Raw genomic sequence first — 22671 nt, 5'->3', positions numbered from 1 at the left:
CCCCACTCATGCAAAAATCTATCATTCGCGGACTGCTGATTGCCTCGGCTGGCTTGGCCCTGGCTGCCGGGAGCACCTCCTGCACCAAAGACCTCGACCAGGAGCCCCGCTTCGAGCTGACGCCTGACAAAGTATTTGCCGATCTGCAGGGCTACCGCCAGGTACTAGCCAAGCTATACGCCGGCTACGCCACCACTGGCCAGCAGGGCCCGGCCGGCGGCGGCGACATCGGGGGTATCGACGAAGGCTCCTCCGACTATATTCGTCAGTACTGGAGTGCTCAGGAGCTTTCCACCGATGAGGCCGTAGTAGCTTGGACCGATCCGGGCGTGCAGGACTGGCACAATATGAATTGGAACGCCTCCAACATCCTCATTCGGGGCCTGTACAGCCGTATTTTCTACGAAATCTCGATCTGCAATGAGTTCCTGCGCGAGTCGGCCGACGATAAGCTCTCTGCCCGTCTGAACGCCGACGATGCAGCTACCGTGCGTAAGTACCGCGCTGAGGCTCGTTTTTTGCGCGCTGTGGCCTATATGCACGCCATGGACTTGTTCGGCAACGGCCCGTTCGTTACTGAGAACGATCCGGTGGGCTTCTTTCAGCCGCCTTACTACACCCGCAACGAGTACTTCACGTTCGTAGAGAAGGAATTGACGGAGTTGGCCGCCGATGCCAACTTCGCCGACGCCCGCACCAACGAATACGGCCGCGTAGACAAGGCCGCTGCCTGGGGTATGCTGGCCCGCCTTTACCTCAACGCCCAAGTGTACACTGGCACGGCCCGCTACACCGATGCGGCCCTGCAGGCCAAGCGCGTTATTGATGCCGGCTACCGGCTGACGGAAGCCCCGGCCGGCGAAGTTGCCTCGGCCTATGGTCGCGTATTTTTGGGCGACAACGACGCCACCGTTGCCCGTACTGAAATTATCTGGCCAGTGGTATTCGATGTGAACACCACTCAGAGCTTCGGCGGCACCACGTTCCTGGTAAATGGCTCGACGGGTGCAGCGGCCGACTGGCAGCGCAAAGTGGGCCAGACCACCGGCTGGCAGGGTCTGCGCACCACCAGTGCCTTATTCAACATGTTCCCCGATACGACCCTTGACCGCCGGGGTCGGTTTTGGACCCAGGGCCAGACCCTACAAATCAACGACCTGAGGCAGTTTTCGCAGGGTTTCGGCGTGCTTAAGTTCCGCAACGTCACCTCGGGTGGTCAGGCGCTGGGCGGTTCGCAAAACTTTTCAAGTGTCGACTTCCCCATGATCCGGGTAGCCGAGATGATGCTGATTTATGCTGAGGCTGTAGGCCGCGGCGGTTCCGGCGACGCGAACTTGGCTTTGGGCTATGTAAACCAGATCCGGCGCCGAGCATTTGGTCTGCCTACCACCACGCCTAGCCCGGTGGCCGATGTTACGAGCCAGGTGCTGGCCCCCAACTCTACGTTCCTGCTCGACGAGCGGGCCCGTGAGTTGCACTGGGAAGGTCACCGCCGTACCGACCTGATCCGCTACGACCGTTTCGTAACCGCGGCTTACGTATGGCCCTGGAAGGGTGGCGTAGCAGCCGGTCGGGCTGTGGAAACATTCCGCAAGCTTTACCCGATTCCGGCCGCCGACCTCTCGGTTAACCAGAACCTGAAACAGAACGAAGGCTATTAACCGCCGAACTTTTTTGGGGCCGATACTTTTATGGCAGTGTCGGCCCCATGAGGGTCATTTTCCCACCGTTTTCTTCTTTTACTCCATGAGCACTTTTCTTACCCGTTTTTCTTTAGGGTGGCTGGCCGTGGCTGGTTTAGCCCTGACAACTTCCTGCGAAAAGGACGAAACCAAGGTTACGCTCGACCAAGGAACTGCCCCGCAGCTGACAACCTCGAGCAATACTGTGGTACTGACGCAGGTAAACGCGACCCAGCAGGCGGTTACTTTCAACTGGACGCCTGGTACTTCGCCTGCTTGGCAGAACACCAGTACCCAGTACAATCCGCCGGTTACTTATACCATTCAGTTGGACAAAGCCGGCAACAACTTTGCGGCCCCTGCCAACCTAGAGGCCGGTGCTGGTCCGAATACGACGGTTACTGTTGAGCGGCTGAACGCAGCCCTCAATGGATTGGGCTTGGAGTCCGGCCAGCCTGCACAGCTGGAAGTACGTCTGAAGTCGGAGCTGGCCGCGAATGCGCCCCTATTTTCTACGCCTCAGCCCTTCACGGCTACCTCCTACAAAGTATGCTTGCCCCCTAACGCCAACACCTGGGGTATTGTGGGCCCGGCAGCCGATGGCTGGCCCAGCGACGACAACGCAACCGATGACAACCTTACCTATGACTGCGACACGAAGTCGTACGTGATTACCCGTGCTCTTAAGGTCGGCGACTTCAAGTTCCGTCGTAACAAAGCCTGGGCAATCAACTTGGGTGGCGCAACGGGCGACTACTCTCAAGGTATTCCGCTGACGCTCGGCGGGGGTGATTTAAAAATTGCTGCCGACGGTATTTACAAAATCAGCCTGCAGGTGACGACTGACGCTGCAGGTGCTGCTACCGGTGGCCGCCTGACCATCATCAAGCAATAACTTACCCGGTACACGCCAGCCTCGGTTATTCCAACGCAACTGGCGCCTGATTCCTACAAATAAAAAAGCCGCTGAATTTCAGCGGCTTTTTTATTTGTACTCACCACTGCAGGAAACTCTTTTAATAGATCCTGTTTTGGAAGTTATCAGAATCAATCCGAACGTCGTATTGAACTTACCGAAGCATCTATGCCGCTTCAACACAGTCGTTAAACGAAGCAGTAGAGATGATTCGGCAAACTCGGCATGACGGACAATTTACTTCAGGACCTGCGCAAATTTCAGGCTTTATCTAATAGTTCATTTTTCTGATTTTCAGATAGACTGTCAAAGCAAAAGAGCCTTCCGCTACTAGCGGAAGGCTCTTTTGCTTTGGAGCGACGCACCGAGGATAATCGTGTTATACGAAGACCATCGGCGCGGTGTAGCCATTTACTGTACAATCAGCTTCTGGCTGGTGCTCTGGCCACCTACCTGCAGCTTCACGAAGTAAGCACCGGAAGCAAGGTCGCTGAGGGTCTGCTGCTGCAGACCGCCCTGGCGGCCGGAAGCCAGCGAGCGTACGCGCTGACCAAGGGCGTTGAACACCTCAACGCTTACCTCCTGCTGACCGGGTACCGTGTACGATACCGTAGCAGCGCCAGCGGTAGGGTTGGGGTACACGCCGAACTTGAGGGCACTGGCAATGGCCGACTGCGTGGAAGTTACTACCGACAGACCCGTAGCCGTTACATTGAGCGTAGCAGCCTGCGTGCCGGCAATGGCCGTGAAGTCAGGATTAGGACCTAGGTTAGGCGCATTAGAGCCGGCGGGCGAAGTAGCCTGCGGGATGAAATCAGAGGAAGCGAAGCCACCATCCTGGCTGTTTTGCAGAACAAAAATCCGAATAGCTCCACCAGTGGCTGGAACGCCCATAGCTAAGCGGCTAACCCGAATCTCGAAGCCATTAGCTGGCGCATTGCCGTTGCTGGCAAATCCAGGGTTTTCGGAAAGCTTAGGGCTGGTAACGTAAGCTACCGTAGCACCAGCGAAAGGAGCAAATGTGCCTGTAGTCGTAACTGGTACAGTATAAGGTGCCCCCGTCGTGATGTTGAGTGGCGTAGCGCCCGTTGCCACGGTGGCATTGGCGGCATTAGGTCCAGTCGAGTAAACGACAGCTTCTACCCGTCCCTGGTTAGCAGTGCCAGTGCCACTCAGACCAAGTGCCAAGTCGGCTGCCAAATCAAGCTTAGCACCCATTTTCTCGAATGACGTGTTTACGGGTGGGGTACCAACTCCAGCGGGCACCGGTAGTGCTGTGCCTACTGGAATACCTTCCACACCCGGCCGGTCAATGAACATCTGGATGGAATTCTTCAGATCAGGGTTTGTTTCGAGCGTACCAGCCACAAAGAAGTACAGGTTCGTTGCATCGGCGGCGGCGTACACGGCCAACAGGCCAGCATCACCAAAACCACGAGGCCCAGTTTCGCGACCTACCAACTGGTAGCCACTGGCAACTACCTCCGTAGCTGTAAGCTTGCCATCAATGACAATGGGGGCCTGCGCCTGGGCCGAGAAAGAAGCGGCCGTGAGCAGCCCAAGAGCTGCGAGAGTAAAGTGTTGTTTCATGGGTAAATGAATAAAGAAGGTGGGTGAAAATTGCGCTAACCCATTATCAGCTAACAGCCGAACACCGGGTTTTGCGTTATAAAAATACTACTTTATCGCGCAAAAGAAGTATTTACAAAGAAAAAATATCAATATTTTATTGACTGTTAATCAGCTACTTAACACGTAAACAGCCCATTGGATAAAGATTGGTGTCTGACGGACACGCTTAAAGCAGGCTGCGCAACAGGAACAAATCGAACGGGCAGCATTTTTTTCTACGAAAAAGTTTTCCGTGTTTCGTTCTTCGCTCCTGCTCCGGCAACTTTGCAGATTAACTGATGCAGGACTTTTCTGTCATTTTTCACCCCCTGATATGATTCTTATTGCCGATGGTGGCTCGACCAAGAGCAGCTGGTGCCAGCTCGATGAGGCTGGCAACCGTGTGTACTTCAACACCGAGGGCTACAATCCCGACTTCATGAAAACGGCCGCCGTGGCCCAGTCGCTCGACCATAACCTGCCCGACAACCTGCCCCGGGCCGACGTTACGCAGGTGCATTACTATGGCGCCGGCGTATCATCGGCGGCAAAGGCCGAGGTGCTGGCCGCCGCCATCCGCCAGACGTTTCCGAACGCCACCGTTACCGTCGACCACGATTTGCTGGCCGCTGCCCGGGCGCTGCTGGGCCGTAAGCCCGGTTTTGGCGCCATTCTGGGTACCGGCACCAACTCCTGCCTCTACGATGGGCAGAAGATTATTCACAACGTCGACTCGTTAGGCTACTTTCTGGGCGACGAGGGCTCGGGCTCGTTCATTGGCAAGCGGCTGCTGCGCGACTACCTGCGCGGCCTGCTGCCTGAGGGTCTGCAGGAAATTTTTCTGGAAGAGTTCAACCTGACCCGCGACGACATTCTAGACCGGCTCTACAACCAGCCGCTACCCAACCGCTTTTTGGCCAGCTTCGCCAAATTCACCTACGACCACAACAACATCAGCTACTGCCGCGAAATCGTGCTGCAGGGCTTCGAAACATTCTTCGAAAATATCGTTCGCCACTACCCCAACTACCAGGACTACACGTTCAACTGCATCGGCTCGGTAGGCTACAACTTCCGCGACGCGCTGGCCCAGGTAGCTAAGGATAACGGGATGGAAGTCGGCAAAATCATCCGCTCTCCTATCGACGACCTGGTAGCCTTCCACGAAGCAGAACTTGGCGCGTAAGCTGTAAGCTGTTAGCTGTTAGCTGTTAGCTAAAAAACGAAGAAGGCCCCGCACTCAATTGAGTGCGGGGCCTTTTTTTGGTTGAAGTCATTGTTCTATTGAGCTGCTAGCTGACAGCTAATGGCTCTCAGCTAGCAGCTCAATAGAACTTAGTGATTTACAATTAGGCGGATCGACTGCTGCTGGGCGCCGGCTTGCAGGCGAACCAGATACACACCATTGGCCAGGTTTTGCAGGGGCAGATCCAAGCTCCGCGAACCGGCAGGCTGGCGGGTAGCGGGCAGGGTTTGCACCGTAGCGCCGAGTAGGTTGGTTACCGTAACCTGCACCGTGGCGGCCTGGGACAGCTCGTAGCGAAGCTGGGCCGTAGCGCCGGCCGGGTTAGGCTGGGCCGTGAGCTGGAGCACGGCAGCGGCGCTGGCGCGGCGGTTGCTGAGCACCGTGCCGGCGGGCACCGTAATTTTGCGCGAGGTGTACACCGCGAACTGACCAGGAGCCAGCGGAATCGAAGCTGAGGGGTCGGTTACGACCAGCGTTTCGCCCGTCAGGTAGTTGTACCAGGTGCCCGCGCTCTGGAAGTTGGGCACCACGGTAGCTGTGGTTACATCGAAGTTGCCGACGATGGTCACGTTGAGGCGCGGGTCGGAGAGCTGCAGGGTTTTCACGGCGCCGTTCAGATTCTGGGTGAAGCTGGCGGGGTTCTCGAACGCGGGCTCCTGCACTTTCAGCGCAATCAGGCTGCGGTACACGTCGTAGAGGTGGCGACGGTCGGCCTCCTGATAGTAGTTCCAGAGGGCGGGTTTGTTGGCCAGCTTGCACTGGTCATTGTCTTTGTAAGGCAATGGCACGGTGCCGTCGGGGCAGCTGAAAATGGACTTGTCGTAGCCAACTTCACCGAACTGCCAGATCATTTTCGGGCCGGGCACGGTGAAGAAGAAGGCGGCAGCCAGTTCCTGGCGCTTGAGGGCCGTGCTCAAATTTTTCACCGAGTACGAGCCCGAGGCATTGCCGAAGGTGAGGTTCTTGTACATCAGCCGCTCTTCGTCGTGGCTTTCCATGTAGGTAATCAGGTTGGGCTGGTTCCAGCCGCGTTGCTTGTAGTAGCCGCCGCTGAAGTTGGATTTGCCACCTTCGTTGTAGCCCATCGTGGCTTCGTTGTAGGCATCGGTCATCTTGCCCCACAGCATCAGGCCCATATCCGACAGCACTTTCTCTTCGTCATTATTGCCCAGATGCTCCAGAATGGCATACGAAGTCGGCGATACGCTCACCTGGAAATCGTGGTAGTCCTTCCAGATATCCACCCGAGTCTGGTCGTACTGGTTCCAAGCACCTACATCGTTCGACACTTTCTGGGTGAAGCCCTTGCTCAGGTCGTAGCGGTAGCCGTCGATGTTGTATTCTTTTAGCCAGAACTCGATAACCTGCTTGCTGAAATAGCGGGTGAAGGGGCTTTCGTGGTTGAAATCGTAGCCCACATTGAAGGGGTGGGTAGCGGTGCGGTTGAACCAGGGGTTGTTGGTGGCCGGGTTGCCATCCTCGAAGTACATCTGCACCATGGGGCTCTGGCCGAACGACTGGTTGAGCACCATATCGAGCACTACCCCAATGCCGCGCTTATGGCACTCATCGATAAACCGTTTCAGGTCGTCTTTGGGGCCGTAGTACTTATCGGGCGCGAAGTAGTACGACGAGTTGTAGCCCCAGCTTTCGTTGCCTTCGAATTCGTTGACAGGCATCAGCTCAATCACGTTCACACCCAGACGCTGCAGATAGGCCAGCGTGTCGGTGAGGGTTTTGTAGTCGTGCGCAGCCAGGAAGTCGCGCACCAGCAACTCGTACACCACCATATCTTCCTTTTTAGGACGCTGGAAGTTGGTATTCTGGAAAGTGTAGGGCGTTACGTTGCTTTGCAGCACCGACACAATGCCGTTCTGGCCGGCCGGGTAGGCCTTCAGGCCAGGGTACGTAGCGGCCGAAATAAACCGGTCGTTCTGGGGGTCGAGTACCTTTTCGGTGAAGGGGTCGGCTACTTTCAGCTGACCATCTACCAGGTACTGGTAGGCGTACTCCTGGCCGGCAGTCAGGCCATCTACCTGCACCCACCAGCGGCCGTTCACCGAGTTGTCGGGCTGGCCGGCAGCGTCGGGCGTGCGCTTCATGTAGCCGGCGGCCGTGGCCGTCCAGTTGTTGAACTCGCCGATAACGTGTACGAAATTCTTGTTGGGCGCCGTGAGGCTGAAGATGGCCGAGGTACCGTTGTTGATGTACGTGACGCCGTTGCGGTTGGCACCGGCGGGCAGCGCAGCTACCGTTACCGCTTCGCGGGTCTGCAACGTCAGCTCGGTGGCGGCCGAAGCGGTGGCGGTAGTGGCGGTGAGGCGCAGCGTGTTGGCACCGGCCTGCGTGAGTGTTACGTTGGCCTCAATGGCCGTGGCGTTGGTAGCCGTAGCAATCTGAGTACCATTGAGCAGCAGGGCCAGGTTGGCGGGCACCACCGAGGTACCTTTTACAAGCGTGGGCGAATTCAGCGGGAACACGAACGGGCCAGGGCCGCTGGGCTGGGTGAAGCGCAGGTCGAAAGCATTCTGGGCTACGTCCACGAAAATGTCGCCGCCGGGGCCGCGGCCCACAATCGAACCATCGGCGTTGCGGAACACCATGGCCAAACGCAGAATCTGCTCGGCGGCCGGCACGTTGTACCAGGCCCGCACGCTGGGCGTGATGGCAATGGTGTAGATGTTGGGGTTGGTGGCGCTGCGCGTGAGCTTCACCGACGGATCGGGGGCGTTGAAGTTGGTGAACTTCACATACTTCCAGTCGGAGGGGCTGGTGCTCAAATTGGTGATAACGCCAGTATGCACGTACACGTCGCCGCTGAAGTTGGCTAGTGCTGCATTGCCCTGGGCGGCATCATAGGTGAGCGTAACGGCCTGTTCAGCCGTGAACGAGGCGGGCTGCGCGGTAACTACCTGGGCCCAGGAATCGGGCCTGGTGGCTCCTAAAGCCAATAATACCAGAAAAAGTCGAAGTATTCGCATAAGAAAACTGGTTGGGAATTTTAAAAAACAGTTACACTTTTCGGTGCCTTATTGACCTGAATTAACATCAGGAAGCAGTATCTCGGTACAAGGGGGCATTAAAGATACATCCGAGCAGCGGTGTTCACCAAGTCAATAGCCGCATTTGACGTAGATTTAACCAAACTTTTTTCAGCTGCACTTGCCTTCTCCACGCCTCGTTCTTCGCTCCTCTCTGTTTGTGGGCCTGCTGAGTGGGCTGTTCGCCGGGCCGGCATCGGCCCAGGTGCCGCGCGCCACTTCCAAAGCAGTCGTACCGGAGTCAACAACTTCTATCGATTTCCCGGTTCCCGCCGACAGCCTGCAGCCTGCCACGCCTTCTCGGATCAACCAGCGGCTGCCGCTGCTGGCCGGTGGGCTGGTGGTATCGTACTCATCGCTGATGTACTTGCTAAGCGAGAGCTGGTACACGGGCGAGAAAAGCCGGTTTCACTGGTTCAACGACTTGCCCCAATGGAAGCAGCTCGATAAGGCCGGGCACGTTTGGGGGGCCTTCCACGAAAGCCGGGGCGCGGTGGACATGCTGCGCTGGGCGGGGGTGCCCGACCACCGCTCCATCTGGTACGGCGGCTTCGTGGGTTTCCTGCTGCAAGCCCCCATCGAGCTGTTCGACGGCCGCGACCCGGAGTACGGCGCTTCGGCCACCGATTTGGCGGCCAACTTCCTCGGCTCGGCCGGTCTGATTGGCCAGCAGCTGGCCTGGAATGAGGTGCGCATCATGCCCAAGCTCTCGTTCCGGACCACGCGCTACGCCGACCTGCGTCCCAACGTGCTGGGCCGCAGTCTGGGCGAGCAGTTTTTGAAAGACTACAACGGCCAGACCTACTGGCTTGCCACCGATGTGGGCGCGTTTCTGCCCGCCGGCAACCGCTGGCCCCGCTGGCTGCAGTCGGCGGTAGGATACGGCGCTCAGCAAATGGTTTTCAACGACCCCAACCGCAACGCCGCGCTGGGCCTGCGCTCCTACCGCCAGTTCTACCTCAGCCTCGACGTGGATTTGCGCCGCATCCCGACGCGCAGCAAAGTGCTCAAAAAGGTATTCTACGCCCTCAGCATCTTCCACCTGCCCGCCCCCGCCCTCGAATGGAATCCGCGCCACGGTTTCCGGGCCCACGGGTTATACTGGTAATAATTGGGAGCGAAAACACCTGTCGGCCATCGTTCCAACGCAGTTTGCGTAAGCAAATGGCGACCTTTACGCGTCCCCCGAGAGAGATGCCAGAACAAATCTGCGGCATCTGCCCCATCTGCAACACCTGTGCTATATGAATATTGGAGACCGAGTACGCCTGCTTACCGGGCGCGAAGAAGGCATCATTACCCGCCTGCTCAGCGACGAGCTGGTGGAAGTAGCCATTGACAACGACTTTACCATTCCGGTACTGCGCCGCGAGATTGTGGTAGTAGCGGCCGAGGAAAGCAAGGCGTTCGGCAAAAGCGCCGCCGCTGTGGAGTCGGAGAAGAAAGCCGCCAGCAGCGGCGCTGCTATGGCTGCCCAGGCCGCCAAAAAAGCCGGCATGGCCACGGAAGCACCGGCCGCCAAGCCAGCTGCTAAAGGCGAAAGCCCTACCCCCATCAAAGCCGACAAAGCCCAGCCTGTGCCGGTGCAGAAGGGCATCTATCTGGCTCTCACCCACCAGTCGCCCGAGCTGCTGGCGCTGCACTTGATTAACCACACCGACCGCACCGTGTTGTTTACATTGGGCGAGGAAAAAGCCAGCGGGCAGTACCGGGCCCTGAAGGCCGAAAAGCTGGAGGCCAAGTCGGCCAGCGAGGCGCTGGGCCACTGGCACCTCAAGGATTTCGACCAATGGTCGGCGCTACTGGTGCAGCTGCTGCCGTTTCAGTTCAACAGCCCCGATGCGTTTGAGCTGTTGACCAAGCGCCTGCAGTTCCGGGCATCCAGCTTCTACACCAGTCGCCAGCCCAACGTACCGGTGCTCCAGCGCGAGGCCTACCTGTTCCAGCTCGACGAAAAGCCCGCTGCCCCGGTAGCCCTGCCCGTCGCCGAAACCGAGCCGGCAGCCAATGCGCCCGCCGCCAAGCCCCAGCCCGCCACCGACAAGCAGCAACTGGCTGACAAGCTAAAGGCCCAGCTTACCGGTAACGCCCCCGCTAAGCCCGCCGCCGTGGCCCCCGCCCCTGAGCCAGCCAAAGCCCTGGTAGCGCCATCGCACGAAATCGACCTGCACCTGGAGGCCCTGCAGCCCGAGGGCGGCACCGAAGGCCTGAGCAACTCGGCCATACTCAAGCTCCAGCTTGAAGCCTTCGAGGACACGCTGAGCCGCGCACTGGCCACCAACATGCACGAAATCATCTACATCCACGGCTCGGGCAATGGCACGCTGCGCAAGGAGCTGCACAAGCTGCTGAGCCGCAACCGCGACATCAAGTTCTTCGAGGATTCGATGAAGGAGAAGTTCGGCTACGGCGCCACACTGGTCCGTCTGAAGTAAGTTAGAAGATGTTATAAATGTGCCTTGAGAAGCTATTTTTGTGTAGCTCCTCAAGGCACATTTATTTTGTAGCAACCTCCATACTATGCCTGCTCGCTTTCAGCGCTTGACTTGTCGAGCGCATCTTCTGCTATTCTCGGCACTACTTGTTGGCCTGCCCTCCGGCTGCATGACGATGAACCAACATTCAGCTGTTTCAGCAAAACAGCTTGGACTCAATCATCTTCAACTCCATCGACTCAAGAAGTTTGTAGATGATCAGGATAGAGACAAGTGTGATTTCAAACGCACTACCTATATTAAGGCATATAGTTATTCGCCCGAAGTAGTATCAGCGCATTACATAGGCCTGATTGCCGTTAGCCCACAGAATAGCTCCCATAGTTCTACGATGTTTTTTGTCAATGGCCGGCACCGCATCACCCCGCTTGATTTAAAGCTGACTAGATGTGGGGCAGCAGATTATGTTACTTCCATTGACACTACGGCCGAGAAAGGAAGGCAAGTCCAGGTTGTTGAAACCGCGCTACGACGCTACGCGCGTGAACTACCCGATAGCCTTCAGCAGCAGATTAGACAATATTTCCAGTTTTTCTACCGATAGTTTCCCCGCATGAAATTCCCCGCGCTCCTCGCCGCATCCCTCCTATTGCTGCCTCTTACGCTGACGGCCCAAAAGCTGCCGGTGTCGCGCACCATCCGGGCCACTTACGATAAGGGTACCCGGGCCGAAAACGGACTGCCGGGACCCAAATACTGGCAGAACTCGGCCGACTATAAAATCAAGGTTCGGTTCGACCCGGCCACGCGGCAAGTGCGTGGCACGGCCGATATTGCCTACCGTAACGCCAGCCCCGATTCACTGCGGCAAATCTGGTTCAAGCTCTACCCCAACCTGTACCAGACGGGCGCGCCCCGGGCCAGCGGCATGAGCCCCGAAGATGTGGGTGAAGGCATGCAGCTCACCAACTTCACGCTCAACGGCCAGGCCATTCCAGCCGCCGACATGCGGCCCAACTTCACCAACCTCGTGGTGCCAGCCCGCAAGGCCATTGCCCCCGGCCAGACAGCTCGCATGACGGTGGAGTTTGCCTACACGCTGAACGCCGGCTCGCACATGCGCACCGGCCAGGTCGAGCCCAACGCCGATTTCGTAGCCTACTTCTTCCCCCGCGTGGCCGTTTACGACGACATCGACGGCTGGAACCGCAACCCCTACATCGGCTCGCAGGAGTTCTACAACGACTTTGGCAATTTCTCGGTGGATGTTACCGTGCCCAAAAACTTCGTGGTGTGGGCCACCGGCGACCTGACTAATGCCGACCAGGTGCTCACCAAAAAGTACGCCCAGCGCCTGCGCCAGGCCGAAACCCAGGACCGCATTACGAGCATCATCACCGAGGACGATTTGAAAAAAGGTGGCATCACGGCTGGCAAGAACCCCGAAAACACCTGGCACTTCGAGGCCAAAAACGTCACCGACTTCGTGTTTGCCACCACCGACCATTACGTGTGGCAGTCGAGCAGTCTGGTGGTGGACCCGGCAACCAAGCGCCGCACCCGCGTGGATGCCGTGTACAACCGCAAGCATAAGGACTACGCCGAGGTGGTGGATTTCGCCCGTCAGACGGTGCAGGCCATGAGCTACACCTTCCCCAAGTGGCCCTTTCCCTACTCCCACGAAACCATTTTCGACGGTCTCGACCAGATGGAGTACCCGATGATGGTGAACGACAACCCCACCGAAACCCGCGAGGACGGCATCACGCTCACGGTCCACGAAATCTTCCACACCATGTTCCCCTTCTACCTGGGAACCAACGAAACCAAGTACGGCTGGATGGATGAGGGCTGGGCCACGATGGGCGAGTGGATTATCTCGGGCATCATCGACCCCAAGCTCGACGACAACTACGGCATTGCACCCTACGCCGCCGGGGCTGATACCGAGGCCGACGTGCCCATCATGACGCTCAGCACCCAGCAATCTGGCACGGCATTCTTCCTCAACTCCTATCCCAAGCCCGGCCTGGGCTACCTCTACGTGCAGGATTTGCTCGGCGACGAGCTGTTCACGAAGGCCCTGCATACTTACATCCGCAACTGGCAGGGCAAGCACCCCATGCCCCACGATTTCTTCAACGCGATGAACGCCGGGGCGGGCCGCAACCTCAACTGGTTCTGGCAGCGCTGGTTCTTCGACGGTGGCTACCCCGACCTGGCCATCCAGCAGGTTACCAAAACCGCCACCGGCTACGACGTGGTAGTGGAATCCAAAGGCAGCAAGCCCGTCCCTGTCGACCTGACCGTTACCTTCGCTGACAACTCCACCACCAAAATTCACCGCACCATCGGTGTCTGGGAGTCGGGCGCGAAAACCGTTACCGTACCCGTGCCTACCACCAAAGCCGCGCAGCAGATGAAGCTCGGTGCCACGCTGGTACCCGACAGCTACCCCAAGGACAACGTGTGGCTGGCGAAGTAGCCGGATAATTTAAAGCTCTCGATTGGCATTTCTCAGCGCCCACAAAAAAAGGCCCGCCGATTGGCGGGCCTTTTCATTCTGTGCTGTTCGACCTGATTAAAGGTGTGCAATCTGGTCAGCAGTACCATCAGGGTCGTTTTTCACGGTGCCGCTGGTGGTGAAGTTCTTGCCGCGCATGAGTAGCACGCCCGCCATGTGCGGAGCTGCCATTGAGGTGCCGCTGATGCTGTTGTAGCCACCACTGAGCCAGGTCGAGTTGATGCCAACGCCTGGCATGCAGTAATCGATGGGCGGGTTACCAAAGTTAGAGAACGATGCCCAGGTATCGGTGCTGTTCATGGCCGAAATCGTGTAGATGTTCGGGCCGTTCACGCGGGCCGGGGAGGACGTATTAGCATCGGCAGACGAGTTACCGGCAGCCAGGGCAAAGAGGACGCCGCCCGCCGAAGCGCGGAGCACAGCATCGTCGAGGGCCTGCGATACGCCGCCGCCCAAGCTCATGTTGGCTACGTCGCCAATTTTGCCGTTGGCACCCACGTAATCGACGCCGGCAATTACACCGGAGTTGGAGCCGCTGCCCCGCGCATCAAGCACCTGCACGGCCACTACCGTGGCGTTGGCGGCCACGCCCACTACCCCAATGGAGTTGTTGATGGCCGCAATGGTACCGGCCACGTGCGTGCCGTGCCCGTTGCCATCGTTTGCATTACGGGCTCTGGGTATAAACGAAATGCTGCGGGCCACGTCCACGTTCAGATCGGGGTGCGTCAGGTCGATGCCGGTATCAATAACCCAAGCCGTGCGGCCCGTGCCATCGGCGGTACCCACGCGGGTAATACCGTAAGGAGTAGTCTGGGCAGGGCCGGTAGTTCCTCCGCCGCTAGCGGGCTTGCCAAGCGCAATAATCTGGTCCTGCTCTACGTAAGCCACACGAGCATCAGCGCGCAGTTGCTTGGCTTCTTGGGCGGTTAGGGTGGCCGAGAAGCCTTTGAGGGCATGGCCATAGGCATAGCCCATAGCTTCGGGCCGGGAGCCCCGCGCCCGGAGTACACCCTGGCCTACGGCTTTCACTTTCTTCACTTTCTCAGCGTACGAATCACCGCTGTTTGTGCTAACGGCGTCGTCTTTGAGCACCACAATATACTGGCCGGGAATCAGGTTGGCTCCCTGCCGCACGTCGCTACTGCTGCTTTGCGCAACACCGGCTATTTCCGGTTCTACGCCATCTTTACTACAGGAAGTGAAGGTGGCGCTGGCAACGAGCGCAGAGGCGCTCAACAACATAGCAAGGCGGGCATTGTAGGATTTCTTCTGCATTCTACTTGGTAAAAGGTGGAAAAAAAGGCAAGAAAGAACTGTAGTCTCACATATTAAGTCAAATGCTTCGGCGAGCGGCATATGCATTCGCAATGTATATAATTTAAATTTACAAAGTCCTCTCACTTTGCAAATTCTTCAATCTACCTGGCATAAAAGAGCTAATTCATCAATATTTTACACCGAATCCAGCATTGTAGAAGGTCTTTTCGATATAATCATCCAAACAGCTAAACGCTCACATGCCATAGTGAAACCGATACAATCAATATATATTTTTCGTTCAGTATATTTAATAATTAATTAATAAGATATTACATGTTAGCATTATTCAAGATGCCGGGATTTGGCACTTTTCCGCTCCAGCCATCCTCTGAATGCATCTACTCCTATTGGTTTGGTATCTTTGCCCACGTGATGGGTCGCCCCACCGCGGCGCGGAACGCAAGAACCGCGACGAGGAAAGTCCGGGCAACGCAGAGCACCCTGCTTCCTAACGGGAAGGACGGCGTAGCGTAAAGCCGCGTCGGACAGCCAGTGCCACAGAAAATACCGCCTACGTTGCCTTCGGGCAGCCGGTAAGGGTGAAAAGGTGCGGTAAGAGCGCACCAGCGGCTGGGTGACCAAGTCGGCTGGGTAAACCTCAGGGGTTGAAAGACCAAATAAGCCAGCACGTCGGCCCCGCTTCCAGGGGCTGGCACCGGGCGGCTCGTCCGGCGCTGGCGGGTAGGTTGATGGAGCCTTTCGGCAACGACTGGCCTAGATAAATGGTGGGGCCGCTTGCCCTCGGGTAGACGGACAAAACCCGGCTTACAGACTCATCACACCATCTCAAAAGGCCGCCGCAACTTGTGTTGCGGCGGCCTTTTTGGCGTTTACACTTAGCTTATAGCTGTTAGCTGACAGCTTCCGTATTAAGGCCCTACCTTGCATTTAACGAAAGCTAACAGCTAGTAGCTTTCGGCTAACAGCTCCATAAACCCCCGCTATGCCCCGCCTGCTGATTATCGACGACGAAAAAGCCATCCGGCACACGCTAAAGGAAATCCTCGAATACGAAAGCTACAAAGTGGATGAGGCCGCCGACGGCCCCACGGGCCTCGACATGCTGATCCAGGAGAAGTACGACGTGGTGCTCTGCGACGTGAAGATGCCGAAGATGGACGGCCTCGAAGTGCTGGAGCGCGCCCGCGTGCTGGCCCCGCACTCCACCTTCATCATGGTCTCGGCCCACGGCAACGTGGAAATGGCCGTGGAGGCCACCAAAAAGGGCGCTTACGACTTCATCCAGAAGCCACCAGACCTCAACCGCCTGCTCGTAACGGTGCGCAACGCCCTCGACCATGTGCAGCTCGCCACCGAAACCACCAAGCTGTCGTCGGAGAACAAAACGCTCAAGAAGAAGCTGGCCAAAAGCTCGGAGATGATTGGCGAATCGGCGGGCCTGCAGGCCGTACGCAAGGCTATTGAGAAGGTAGCGCCCACCGATGCGCGAGTGCTAATAACCGGCCCCAATGGCGCGGGCAAGGAAATGGTGGCCCGGCAGCTGCACGAACTCAGCCAGCGCAGCGGCGGCCCGATGGTGGAGGTAAACTGCGCCGCCATTCCATCGGAGTTGATTGAATCGGAGTTGTTCGGCCACGAAAAGGGTTCGTTTACGTCGGCCATCAAGCAGCGCATCGGTAAGTTCGAGCAGGCTGACGGCGGCACGCTGTTTCTGGACGAAATCGGCGACATGAGCCTTTCGGCCCAGGCCAAAGTGCTGCGGGCGCTTCAGGAGAACAAGATTACCCGCGTGGGTGGCGAGAAGGAGATTTCGGTGAACGTGCGGGTGCTGGCGGCCACCAACAAGGACTTGCTCCAGGAAATTGCCGAGCGCAGCTTCCGCGAAGACCTTTACCACCGTCTCTCAGTCATCCTCATCCCGGTGCCCTCGCTCAATGAGCGCCGCGACGACGTGCCCCTGCTCATCGACAAGTTCCTCAAAGACATTGCCCAGGACTACGGCAACAAGCCCAAGAAAATCGACGACGCGGCCCTCTCCTACCTTAAGGGCCTCGACTGGCGCGGCAACATCCGCGAGCTACGCAACGTGGTCGAGCGCCTCGTCATCATGAGCGACGCTACTATCTCGGAGGCCGATGCCAAGGCCTTTGCGGGGAAGTAGCTGATGAGGCGATAAAAAGAACGGTCATTCTTCGCTCCGCTCAGGATGACAGTTCATGCCTACTGGCTGCTGGTCCCGCTAACATCAACGCCTGAATACGCCTAGCACTGGCAGCCCATTTACTCGCAGCCGATACACTTGGCGGCCAAGCGTATCGGCGGGCAGCAAGCCGGGGCCATATTGGTAGCGGGCGTAATTGGTGAACAGGTAGGTGCCGGCCGGGTAAGGCGGGCGGGTGAACACCAGCCGGTCCCGCTGGGCGGCGGGAAGAATAAGCGAGTTATTGTAAAGCAGGTCGGCTCGGGCCGCTCCCACTCGTATGCGGGCAGCCGAATTGGAAGCTAACACCCACTCCAGTCCATCCCGATAAGCCAGGCCCCAATAGTCGCGGTCGAACTGCTCGGCCACTACTTGGTTAGGTAGCAGGCTGAAATACACCTGCTGCTGCGGATGTTCGCGCACCATGCGGTAAGCTGTATGAGCTATTCCGGCCAGTAGCACCGTGCTCAATCCGGCGCCTACCCACCGGCCCAAGCAGCCAGCCTAGCACCAACCAATCGAACTGCCCGGCGCGCGTTCGGAAATAGCCTGAACGCCGGAGGCCGGCAACCGCAACGGCCACCAGTCCAGTTGCTGCCAGCAGCAGGTAGGGCCAGGGTGTGGTAATGGCTATCCAGACCAGTACGTAATGCCAGGGCGTGGCCGAACCGGGCAGCAGCTCCCCCAGATACAAGTTGCGGCCCTGCCACGGAAACTGCCCCATTCGGCGCAACACTTCCAGCAGCCGGCTTACCGGATCGGCCCACAGATAGGGCCAGCCGGCCACCGTAGCGGCGGCGGCAACAAGCACATAGATACCGGCGCTACGAACCCAGGTGGCACGACGAATAGCCGGGCTACTGAAGGCCTGCCAGCCAATGGCGAGCAGCGTGAAAACCACTAACACTCCGCCACCCACGCGCACGTCGATGGCCGCCGCACAGGCCAGCCCGTGCACAGCAGCCCGGCCCGCGCCGGGACGCGCAACCAGCCGTACGAGCGTGAGCATAGCCACCGCAAACAGGGCCATAAAAACGATGTCCTGGGCATTGTAAAAAGCTTCGGCAAACAGCCGTGGCGAAAGCACCAGAGCCGCGCCTGCGCCCAGCCCCCAGCGCCAGTCGCGGGTGTAGCGGGCGGCCAGCCAGTACAGCGCCCAAACGCCCACCATAAAAACCAGGAAAATCAGCAGGTGCCGCTGGCGGTAGTAGGCGGCCGAGTCGCCCTGCGCCAGCAAGCCCAGCAGGCTATCTAGTACTTCGAACAGCACACCATGGTCGCGGTCAGGGTGGGTGACCAGGGCCGGGATGTGCGCGTATTGGGCTTGTTGCCGCGCCAGCTCTGGCACCACCAGCTCGGCCACGTATTTCACATTTACCAGGCCGTTGAGGTGATGCGCCGGCTCGTCGGTTGATACGCCGTAGTCGGCGTGTACCAGCAGGCCCAGCGCCAGCAGTAGCCCGAAAAACACCCGCTCGGCCCGGCGCTGCCATACCGTGGAAGAAGACGAAGCAGGCAATGCCATGCGGTGGGATTGGGAGTGCAAAAAGATGCCAGCGGTGAGGCTACACTAGCTGGTTACAGCCCCGAATATCCGAATTATCCAGCCGGCCCAGCACCTCAAATGAGCCGTCGGGATGCAGGCGGGCCAAGTCTTTGGTTTCGACGAAGGCGCAGCTGTCGATGTTGGCCAGGTCGATGACGTTGAGCGCGCCACTGGCCCGGGTGGCTGATACCGAGAATGGGTCGGACGGGTCGCGGAGCATGATTTGCAGCTGCGGTGGGGCCCAAAAGCGGCCGTCGCCAAAACTATAGGCCTGGCCCAGCAGCTCGGTCATGCCGTACTCGGAGTGGATACCGGCCGGGCCAAAACCGCGCTGCAGCGCCGCGTGCAGTTCCTCCCGAATCATCTCGCGGCGGCGGCCCTTCATACCGCCGGTTTCCAGCACCGTTAGGTCCAGCAGCTCGGGCCGGCCGGCGTGGGCTTCCACGAAATCGAGCAGCGCGTAGCTCACCCCAATCAGCAGCACTTTGCGGCCGGACTGCTGCTTGGCTTCGACTAAAGCGGAAAGTAGCGCCGCGTGGTCGTGCAGGAAAAAGGCCGGCTGCGACTGGCCCGAAGCCTGCGCAAAGTGCTCGACCATAGCTACCAGCGACGAGCCACCCTGCTCCAGATACGAGGGCAGCAGCGCCAGCACGGTCCAGCCAGTAAGGGCTCCGTAGTAGTGCTCGAAGATGCGCTGCGCGTGCTGGCGGTACAGCGCAGGCTCGCGCACGTGGTGCTGGCTGCGCTGCTGCAGGGTGGTGCCGCTGCTGAGGAAAGTCTCAGCCGGTTGCCAATCGGCGGCGGGGCCGGGTACGGTGCGCACGTCGTGGGTCTTGAAAAACTCGATGGGCAGAAAGGGGATCTGCTCCACGGTTTCCACGGCGGCCAGGTCGCGGCCCAGAGCGGCTAGGTAGGCGGCGTAAGGCGCGCAGTGGCGGGCTTGGTGGCGAAATAGTGCCATGGCCGCGACCGGAGCGGTGGCAGCCGTCAGGTGCGGCAGGGCATGCAAATGTTCTTCGCGGAAACTCATTTTTGTAGCCGGCAGTTAGCCAGAAGTTGAACAATGCGGACGGCGGCTCGTTCGTTTAGATGCGGTATCTTTAAACTACCTTTCCATCGTCTCCGACCGGCCGGCCGGGCCATTCTCTTTAAGCACTTCCCTTATGCGCTCACCTCGTACGCTACTTTCCCAAACGCTGGGCTTTGCGGTGCTGATGGCTCTGCTGGGCCTTTCGGTGCCAGGCTGCATCAATCCGCCCGAATATTCTGACACGCCGGAGATTGATTTTCGACGCATCAGCATACAGTCGATTCTTCAGAATGGCAGTCCTTTCGACAGTATCAACATAGCTATTGGCTACCGTGATGGCGATGGTGATTTAGGCCTGGGGCAGAACGATACACTCCCCCCCTTTAATCCGCGCCTGCCCGATAAAACACCCAATCCTAATACACTGAACTACTTTTGCCAGGCACAGATTCGCCAGACCGATGGCACCTATTTAGACTACAACCCACCGGCCGGCACACTTAACGGCCGTTACCCTAACCTGACCCCTGAAAGCCAAGCAGATCGGGCGGCTCCGTTGCGAGGCGAAATATATTACGCCATTCTGTTTTCCCCCATCGGTTCGCCCCCTCCCGGAACAGTAATGCGCTTTAAAGTCAGCATTCAGGACCGGGAGCTGCGCCGCAGCAACGAAGTAATTACGGACCCCATAACCATCCCACAGTAATCGTCCTTATTGCCCTAAAGGCAGTTTACAAAGCGCCCGCCCCAGCTAATGCACGGGGCGGGCGCTTTGCTTTACGGGCCGCCGCTTAGTAGATGGCCGGGAAGCGCTTGGGGTCGGCTTCCTGCATGATTTCGTACACGGCATCGAACACGTCTTCCACGCTGGGCTTACTGAAATAGTCGCCATCGGAGCCGTAGGGCGGGCGGTGAGCCTGGGCCGATAGGCAGCGCGGCTGCGAGTCGAGGAAGCGGTAGGCGTGCTGCTCGTCGAGCACCTGCTGCATCATGTAGGCGGTAGCACCGCCGGGCACGTCCTCGTCGGCAAAAAGTACGCGGTTGGTGCGCCGGATGCTGTCCACAATCAGGTGGTCGGTGTCGAAAGGCAACAGGGTTTGCACGTCCATCACTTCCACGGCAATACCCACTTCGGCCAGCTGCTGGGCGGCTTCCATCACGATGCGGCACATCGAGCCGTAAGTGACGATGGTGAGGTCGGCACCGCGGAGCAGAGTTTCGGGGCGGCCCAGCGGCAACGTGAAGTCGCCGGGGTTCTGGGGCATTTTTTCCTTGAGGCGGTACCCATTCAGGCACTCAATTACGATGGCTGGCTCATCACTGCGCAGCAGCGTATTGTAGAAGCCGGCGGCCTGGGTCATGTCGCGCGGTACGCAGAGATGAATACCGCGGATGGCTCCCAGAATCATCTGGATGGGCGAGCCCGAGTGCCAGATACCTTCAAGGCGGTGGCCACGGGTGCGCACGATGAGCGGGGCCTTCTGGCCGCCTTTGGTGCGGTACTGCAGGCAGGCTACATCATCGGAGAGCGTCTGGATGCCGTAGAGCAGGTAGTCGAGATACTGGATTTCGGTGATGGGTTTCAGCCCGCGCATGGCGGCCCCAATGCCCTGCCCGATAATGGTACACTCGCGGATGCCGGTGTCGGTTACACGCAGCTCGCCGAACTTCTCCTGCAAACCCGCAAACGCTTGGTTTACGTCGCCGATGCGGCCCACGTCCTCCCCAATGGCGAAGATGCGTGCATCGCGCTCGAAGTTGGCCGTGAAGCAGGCTTGCAGCACCTCGCGGCCATCCACGGAAGCGGCATCGTCGGCGTATGCAACTTCTACTTCCTCAATGTTGCCCACGGCTTCCTCGCTCTGGCTGAACAGGTAGGAGTTGTAGCGGTCGGCATTGTCGGCCAGGGCCTGCTCCAGCCAGTTCTGCAGCTCGCGGCGGCCGGCGCTGCGCTGCTCGCGCACCTGGCGCAGGGCGCGGCGTACGGTGCGCACCAGGTCGGCCCGGATGGGCGTGGTGTTGTGCTTGAGAGCTTCCACCATTTCGTGGAGTTGGTTTTCGGTGCCGGTTTCAGCTACCAGCTTGTTCAACAAGTCCACCACCTCATCGCGCTCCTGCTTAATGGGGTTGAAGAACTCCTGCCAAGCGGCGGTGCGGGCTTCTTTCACGAGTTGCTGCGCCGCTTTTTCGATGGCGTCCAGCTCGTCGGCCGAAGCGTGGCCCTCGGCCAGCAGCCACTCGCGCATTTTCAGCAGGCAGTCGTGCTCCTGCTCCCAGCTCAGGCGGTCGGTGCTTTTGTAGCGCTCATGCGAGCCCGAGGTGCTGTGGCCCTGGGGCTGGGTCACTTCCTGCACATGTACCAGCGCCGGCACGTGCTGCGTGCGGCATACCTCGGCTGCCTGCTCGTAGGTTTCGAGCAGGGCCAGGTAGTCCCAGCCTTTCACACGGTAAATCTCGAAGCCATCTTGGCCCTCGCCTTCGCGCTGAAAGCCCTTCAGGATTTCGGAAATATTCTGCTTGGTCGTCTGGTACTCGGCGGGCACCGAAATGCCGTAATGGTCGTCCCAAACGCTGATGAGCATCGGAATCTGGAGCACGCCGGCCGCGTTGATGGCCTCGAAAAACATGCCCTCGGAGGTGCTGGCGTTGCCAATGGTGCCGAATGCCACCTCGTTGCCGTTCACCGAAAAATCGGAGAACTGGTGCAGCTCGGGGTTCTGGCGGTAGAGCTTGGAGGCGTAGGCCAGGCCCACAAGGCGAGGCATCTGGCCACCGGTGGGCGAGATGTCGGCCGAGGAGTTTTTCATCTGCGCCGAGGGGCGGAAGTTGCCGTCCTCATCGAGAAAGCGGGTACCAAAGTGGCCGTTCATAGCGCGGCCGGCGGTGGCGGGCTCGGCCTCCACATCGGGGTGGGCATACAGCTGAGCGAAGTACTGCTGCAGCGTCAGCTCGCCGATGGCCAGCATAAAGGTCTGGTCGCGGTAGTAGCCGGCGCGCCAGTCGCCGGCCCGAAAGGCGCGGGCCATGGCCAGCTGGGGCAGCTCCTTGCCGTCGCCGAATATGCCGAATTTAGCCTTGCCCATGAACACCTCCTTGCGGCCGGCCAGCGAGGCGTGGCGGCTTTCCCAACCCAGGCGGTAATCGTGCAGGAAATCG

At 58.8% G+C, this 22671-nt stretch carries 16 protein-coding genes and 1 other RNA gene; 10 read left to right on the top strand and 7 right to left on the bottom strand.

Translation table 11 applies throughout. From position 1 onward, the window contains the following. Positions 1–8 precede the first annotated feature (8 nt). Positions 9–1661 carry a RagB/SusD family nutrient uptake outer membrane protein gene (locus HW556_RS12050; protein ID WP_176900296.1) on the top strand — a complete coding sequence of 551 codons (1653 nt, stop codon included), beginning with the start codon at positions 9–11 and terminating at the stop codon, positions 1659–1661. Positions 1662–1746: 85 nt separating this feature from the next. Beyond that, on the top strand, positions 1747–2577 hold the full coding sequence (locus HW556_RS12045; protein WP_176900295.1) for a SusE domain-containing protein: 831 nt from the start codon (positions 1747–1749) through the stop codon (positions 2575–2577). A 432-nt stretch (positions 2578–3009) separates the two neighbouring features. On the opposite strand, the gene HW556_RS12040 is transcribed toward HW556_RS12045, so the two are convergent. After that, positions 3010–4188 (bottom strand): T9SS type A sorting domain-containing protein, encoded by a 1179-nt coding sequence (locus tag HW556_RS12040; protein ID WP_176900294.1) that lies wholly within the window; start codon positions 4186–4188, stop codon positions 3010–3012. A 355-nt stretch (positions 4189–4543) separates the two neighbouring features. On the opposite strand from HW556_RS12040, the gene HW556_RS12035 reads away from it, so the two are divergent. Next, positions 4544–5395, top strand: a complete 852-nt coding sequence (locus HW556_RS12035; protein WP_176900293.1) for an N-acetylglucosamine kinase — start codon at positions 4544–4546, stop codon at positions 5393–5395. A 149-nt stretch (positions 5396–5544) separates the two neighbouring features. Here the strand turns inward: HW556_RS12035 and HW556_RS12030 are convergent, their stop codons facing one another. Continuing rightward, positions 5545–8436: an alpha-amylase family glycosyl hydrolase gene (locus tag HW556_RS12030; RefSeq protein ID WP_246289630.1), complete on the bottom strand. Its 2892-nt coding sequence runs from the start codon at positions 8434–8436 to the stop codon at positions 5545–5547. A 181-nt stretch (positions 8437–8617) separates the two neighbouring features. Between HW556_RS12030 and HW556_RS12025 the strand changes: the two genes are divergently transcribed. The 4 genes from HW556_RS12025 (at position 8618) to HW556_RS12010 (ending at position 13416) form a co-directional block, all read left to right on the top strand. Continuing rightward, positions 8618–9604 carry a YfiM family protein gene (locus HW556_RS12025; RefSeq protein ID WP_246289629.1) on the top strand — a complete coding sequence of 329 codons (987 nt, stop codon included), beginning with the start codon at positions 8618–8620 and terminating at the stop codon, positions 9602–9604. A 136-nt stretch (positions 9605–9740) separates the two neighbouring features. Then, positions 9741–10931 (top strand): Smr/MutS family protein, encoded by a 1191-nt coding sequence (locus HW556_RS12020; RefSeq protein WP_176900292.1) that lies wholly within the window; start codon positions 9741–9743, stop codon positions 10929–10931. Between the two features lie 85 nt (positions 10932–11016). Next, positions 11017–11535 (top strand): hypothetical protein, encoded by a 519-nt coding sequence (locus HW556_RS12015; RefSeq protein ID WP_176900291.1) that lies wholly within the window; start codon positions 11017–11019, stop codon positions 11533–11535. A 9-nt stretch (positions 11536–11544) separates the two neighbouring features. Next, positions 11545–13416, top strand: a complete 1872-nt coding sequence (locus HW556_RS12010; protein ID WP_176900290.1) for a M1 family metallopeptidase — start codon at positions 11545–11547, stop codon at positions 13414–13416. A 96-nt stretch (positions 13417–13512) separates the two neighbouring features. Here the strand turns inward: HW556_RS12010 and HW556_RS12005 are convergent, their stop codons facing one another. Next, on the bottom strand, positions 13513–14733 hold the full coding sequence (locus HW556_RS12005) for a S8 family serine peptidase (RefSeq protein ID WP_246289628.1): 1221 nt from the start codon (positions 14731–14733) through the stop codon (positions 13513–13515). A gap of 414 nt (positions 14734–15147) precedes the next feature. Between HW556_RS12005 and rnpB the strand changes: the two genes are divergently transcribed. Then, an RNA gene (gene rnpB, locus HW556_RS12000) (RNase P RNA component class A) lies at positions 15148–15562 on the top strand. Positions 15563–15721: 159 nt separating this feature from the next. Continuing rightward, positions 15722–16900, top strand: a complete 1179-nt coding sequence (locus HW556_RS11995; RefSeq protein WP_176900289.1) for a sigma-54-dependent transcriptional regulator — start codon at positions 15722–15724, stop codon at positions 16898–16900. Positions 16901–16984: 84 nt separating this feature from the next. Here HW556_RS11995 and HW556_RS11990 read toward each other — a convergent pair whose 3' ends face one another. Genes HW556_RS11990 through HW556_RS11980 form a run of 3 tightly spaced genes read right to left on the bottom strand, consistent with a single transcriptional unit; the run spans position 16985 to position 19515 of the window. Then, the gene (locus HW556_RS11990; RefSeq protein WP_176900288.1) at positions 16985–17365 is read right to left on the bottom strand and encodes a hypothetical protein; all 381 of its coding nucleotides are present in this window, start codon (positions 17363–17365) and stop codon (positions 16985–16987) included. Beyond that, positions 17316–18464 (bottom strand): hypothetical protein, encoded by a 1149-nt coding sequence (locus HW556_RS11985; RefSeq protein ID WP_176900287.1) that lies wholly within the window; start codon positions 18462–18464, stop codon positions 17316–17318. Before HW556_RS11985 ends, HW556_RS11990 begins: the two co-directional genes overlap by 50 nt. Before the next feature lie 40 nt (positions 18465–18504). Beyond that, a complete protein-coding gene (locus HW556_RS11980) occupies positions 18505–19515 on the bottom strand; it encodes an acyl-CoA synthetase family protein (protein WP_176900286.1) in 1011 nt (336 codons plus the stop codon). A 133-nt stretch (positions 19516–19648) separates the two neighbouring features. On the opposite strand from HW556_RS11980, the gene HW556_RS11975 reads away from it, so the two are divergent. Beyond that, complete coding sequence (locus HW556_RS11975) at positions 19649–20221, top strand: hypothetical protein (RefSeq protein WP_176900285.1); 573 nt, start codon at positions 19649–19651, stop codon at positions 20219–20221. 85 nt (positions 20222–20306) lie between these two features. Here HW556_RS11975 and HW556_RS11970 read toward each other — a convergent pair. Then, positions 20307–22671, bottom strand: a 2365-nt coding sequence (locus tag HW556_RS11970; RefSeq protein ID WP_176900284.1) for an alpha-ketoacid dehydrogenase subunit alpha/beta, incomplete at its 5' end; no start/stop codon positions are given.

The sequence above is a fragment of the Hymenobacter terrestris genome (assembly GCF_013377905.1).
GTDB classification, from domain to species: Bacteria; Bacteroidota; Bacteroidia; order Cytophagales; family Hymenobacteraceae; genus Hymenobacter; species Hymenobacter terrestris.
This window is presented reverse-complemented; position numbering and strand designations above follow the sequence as displayed.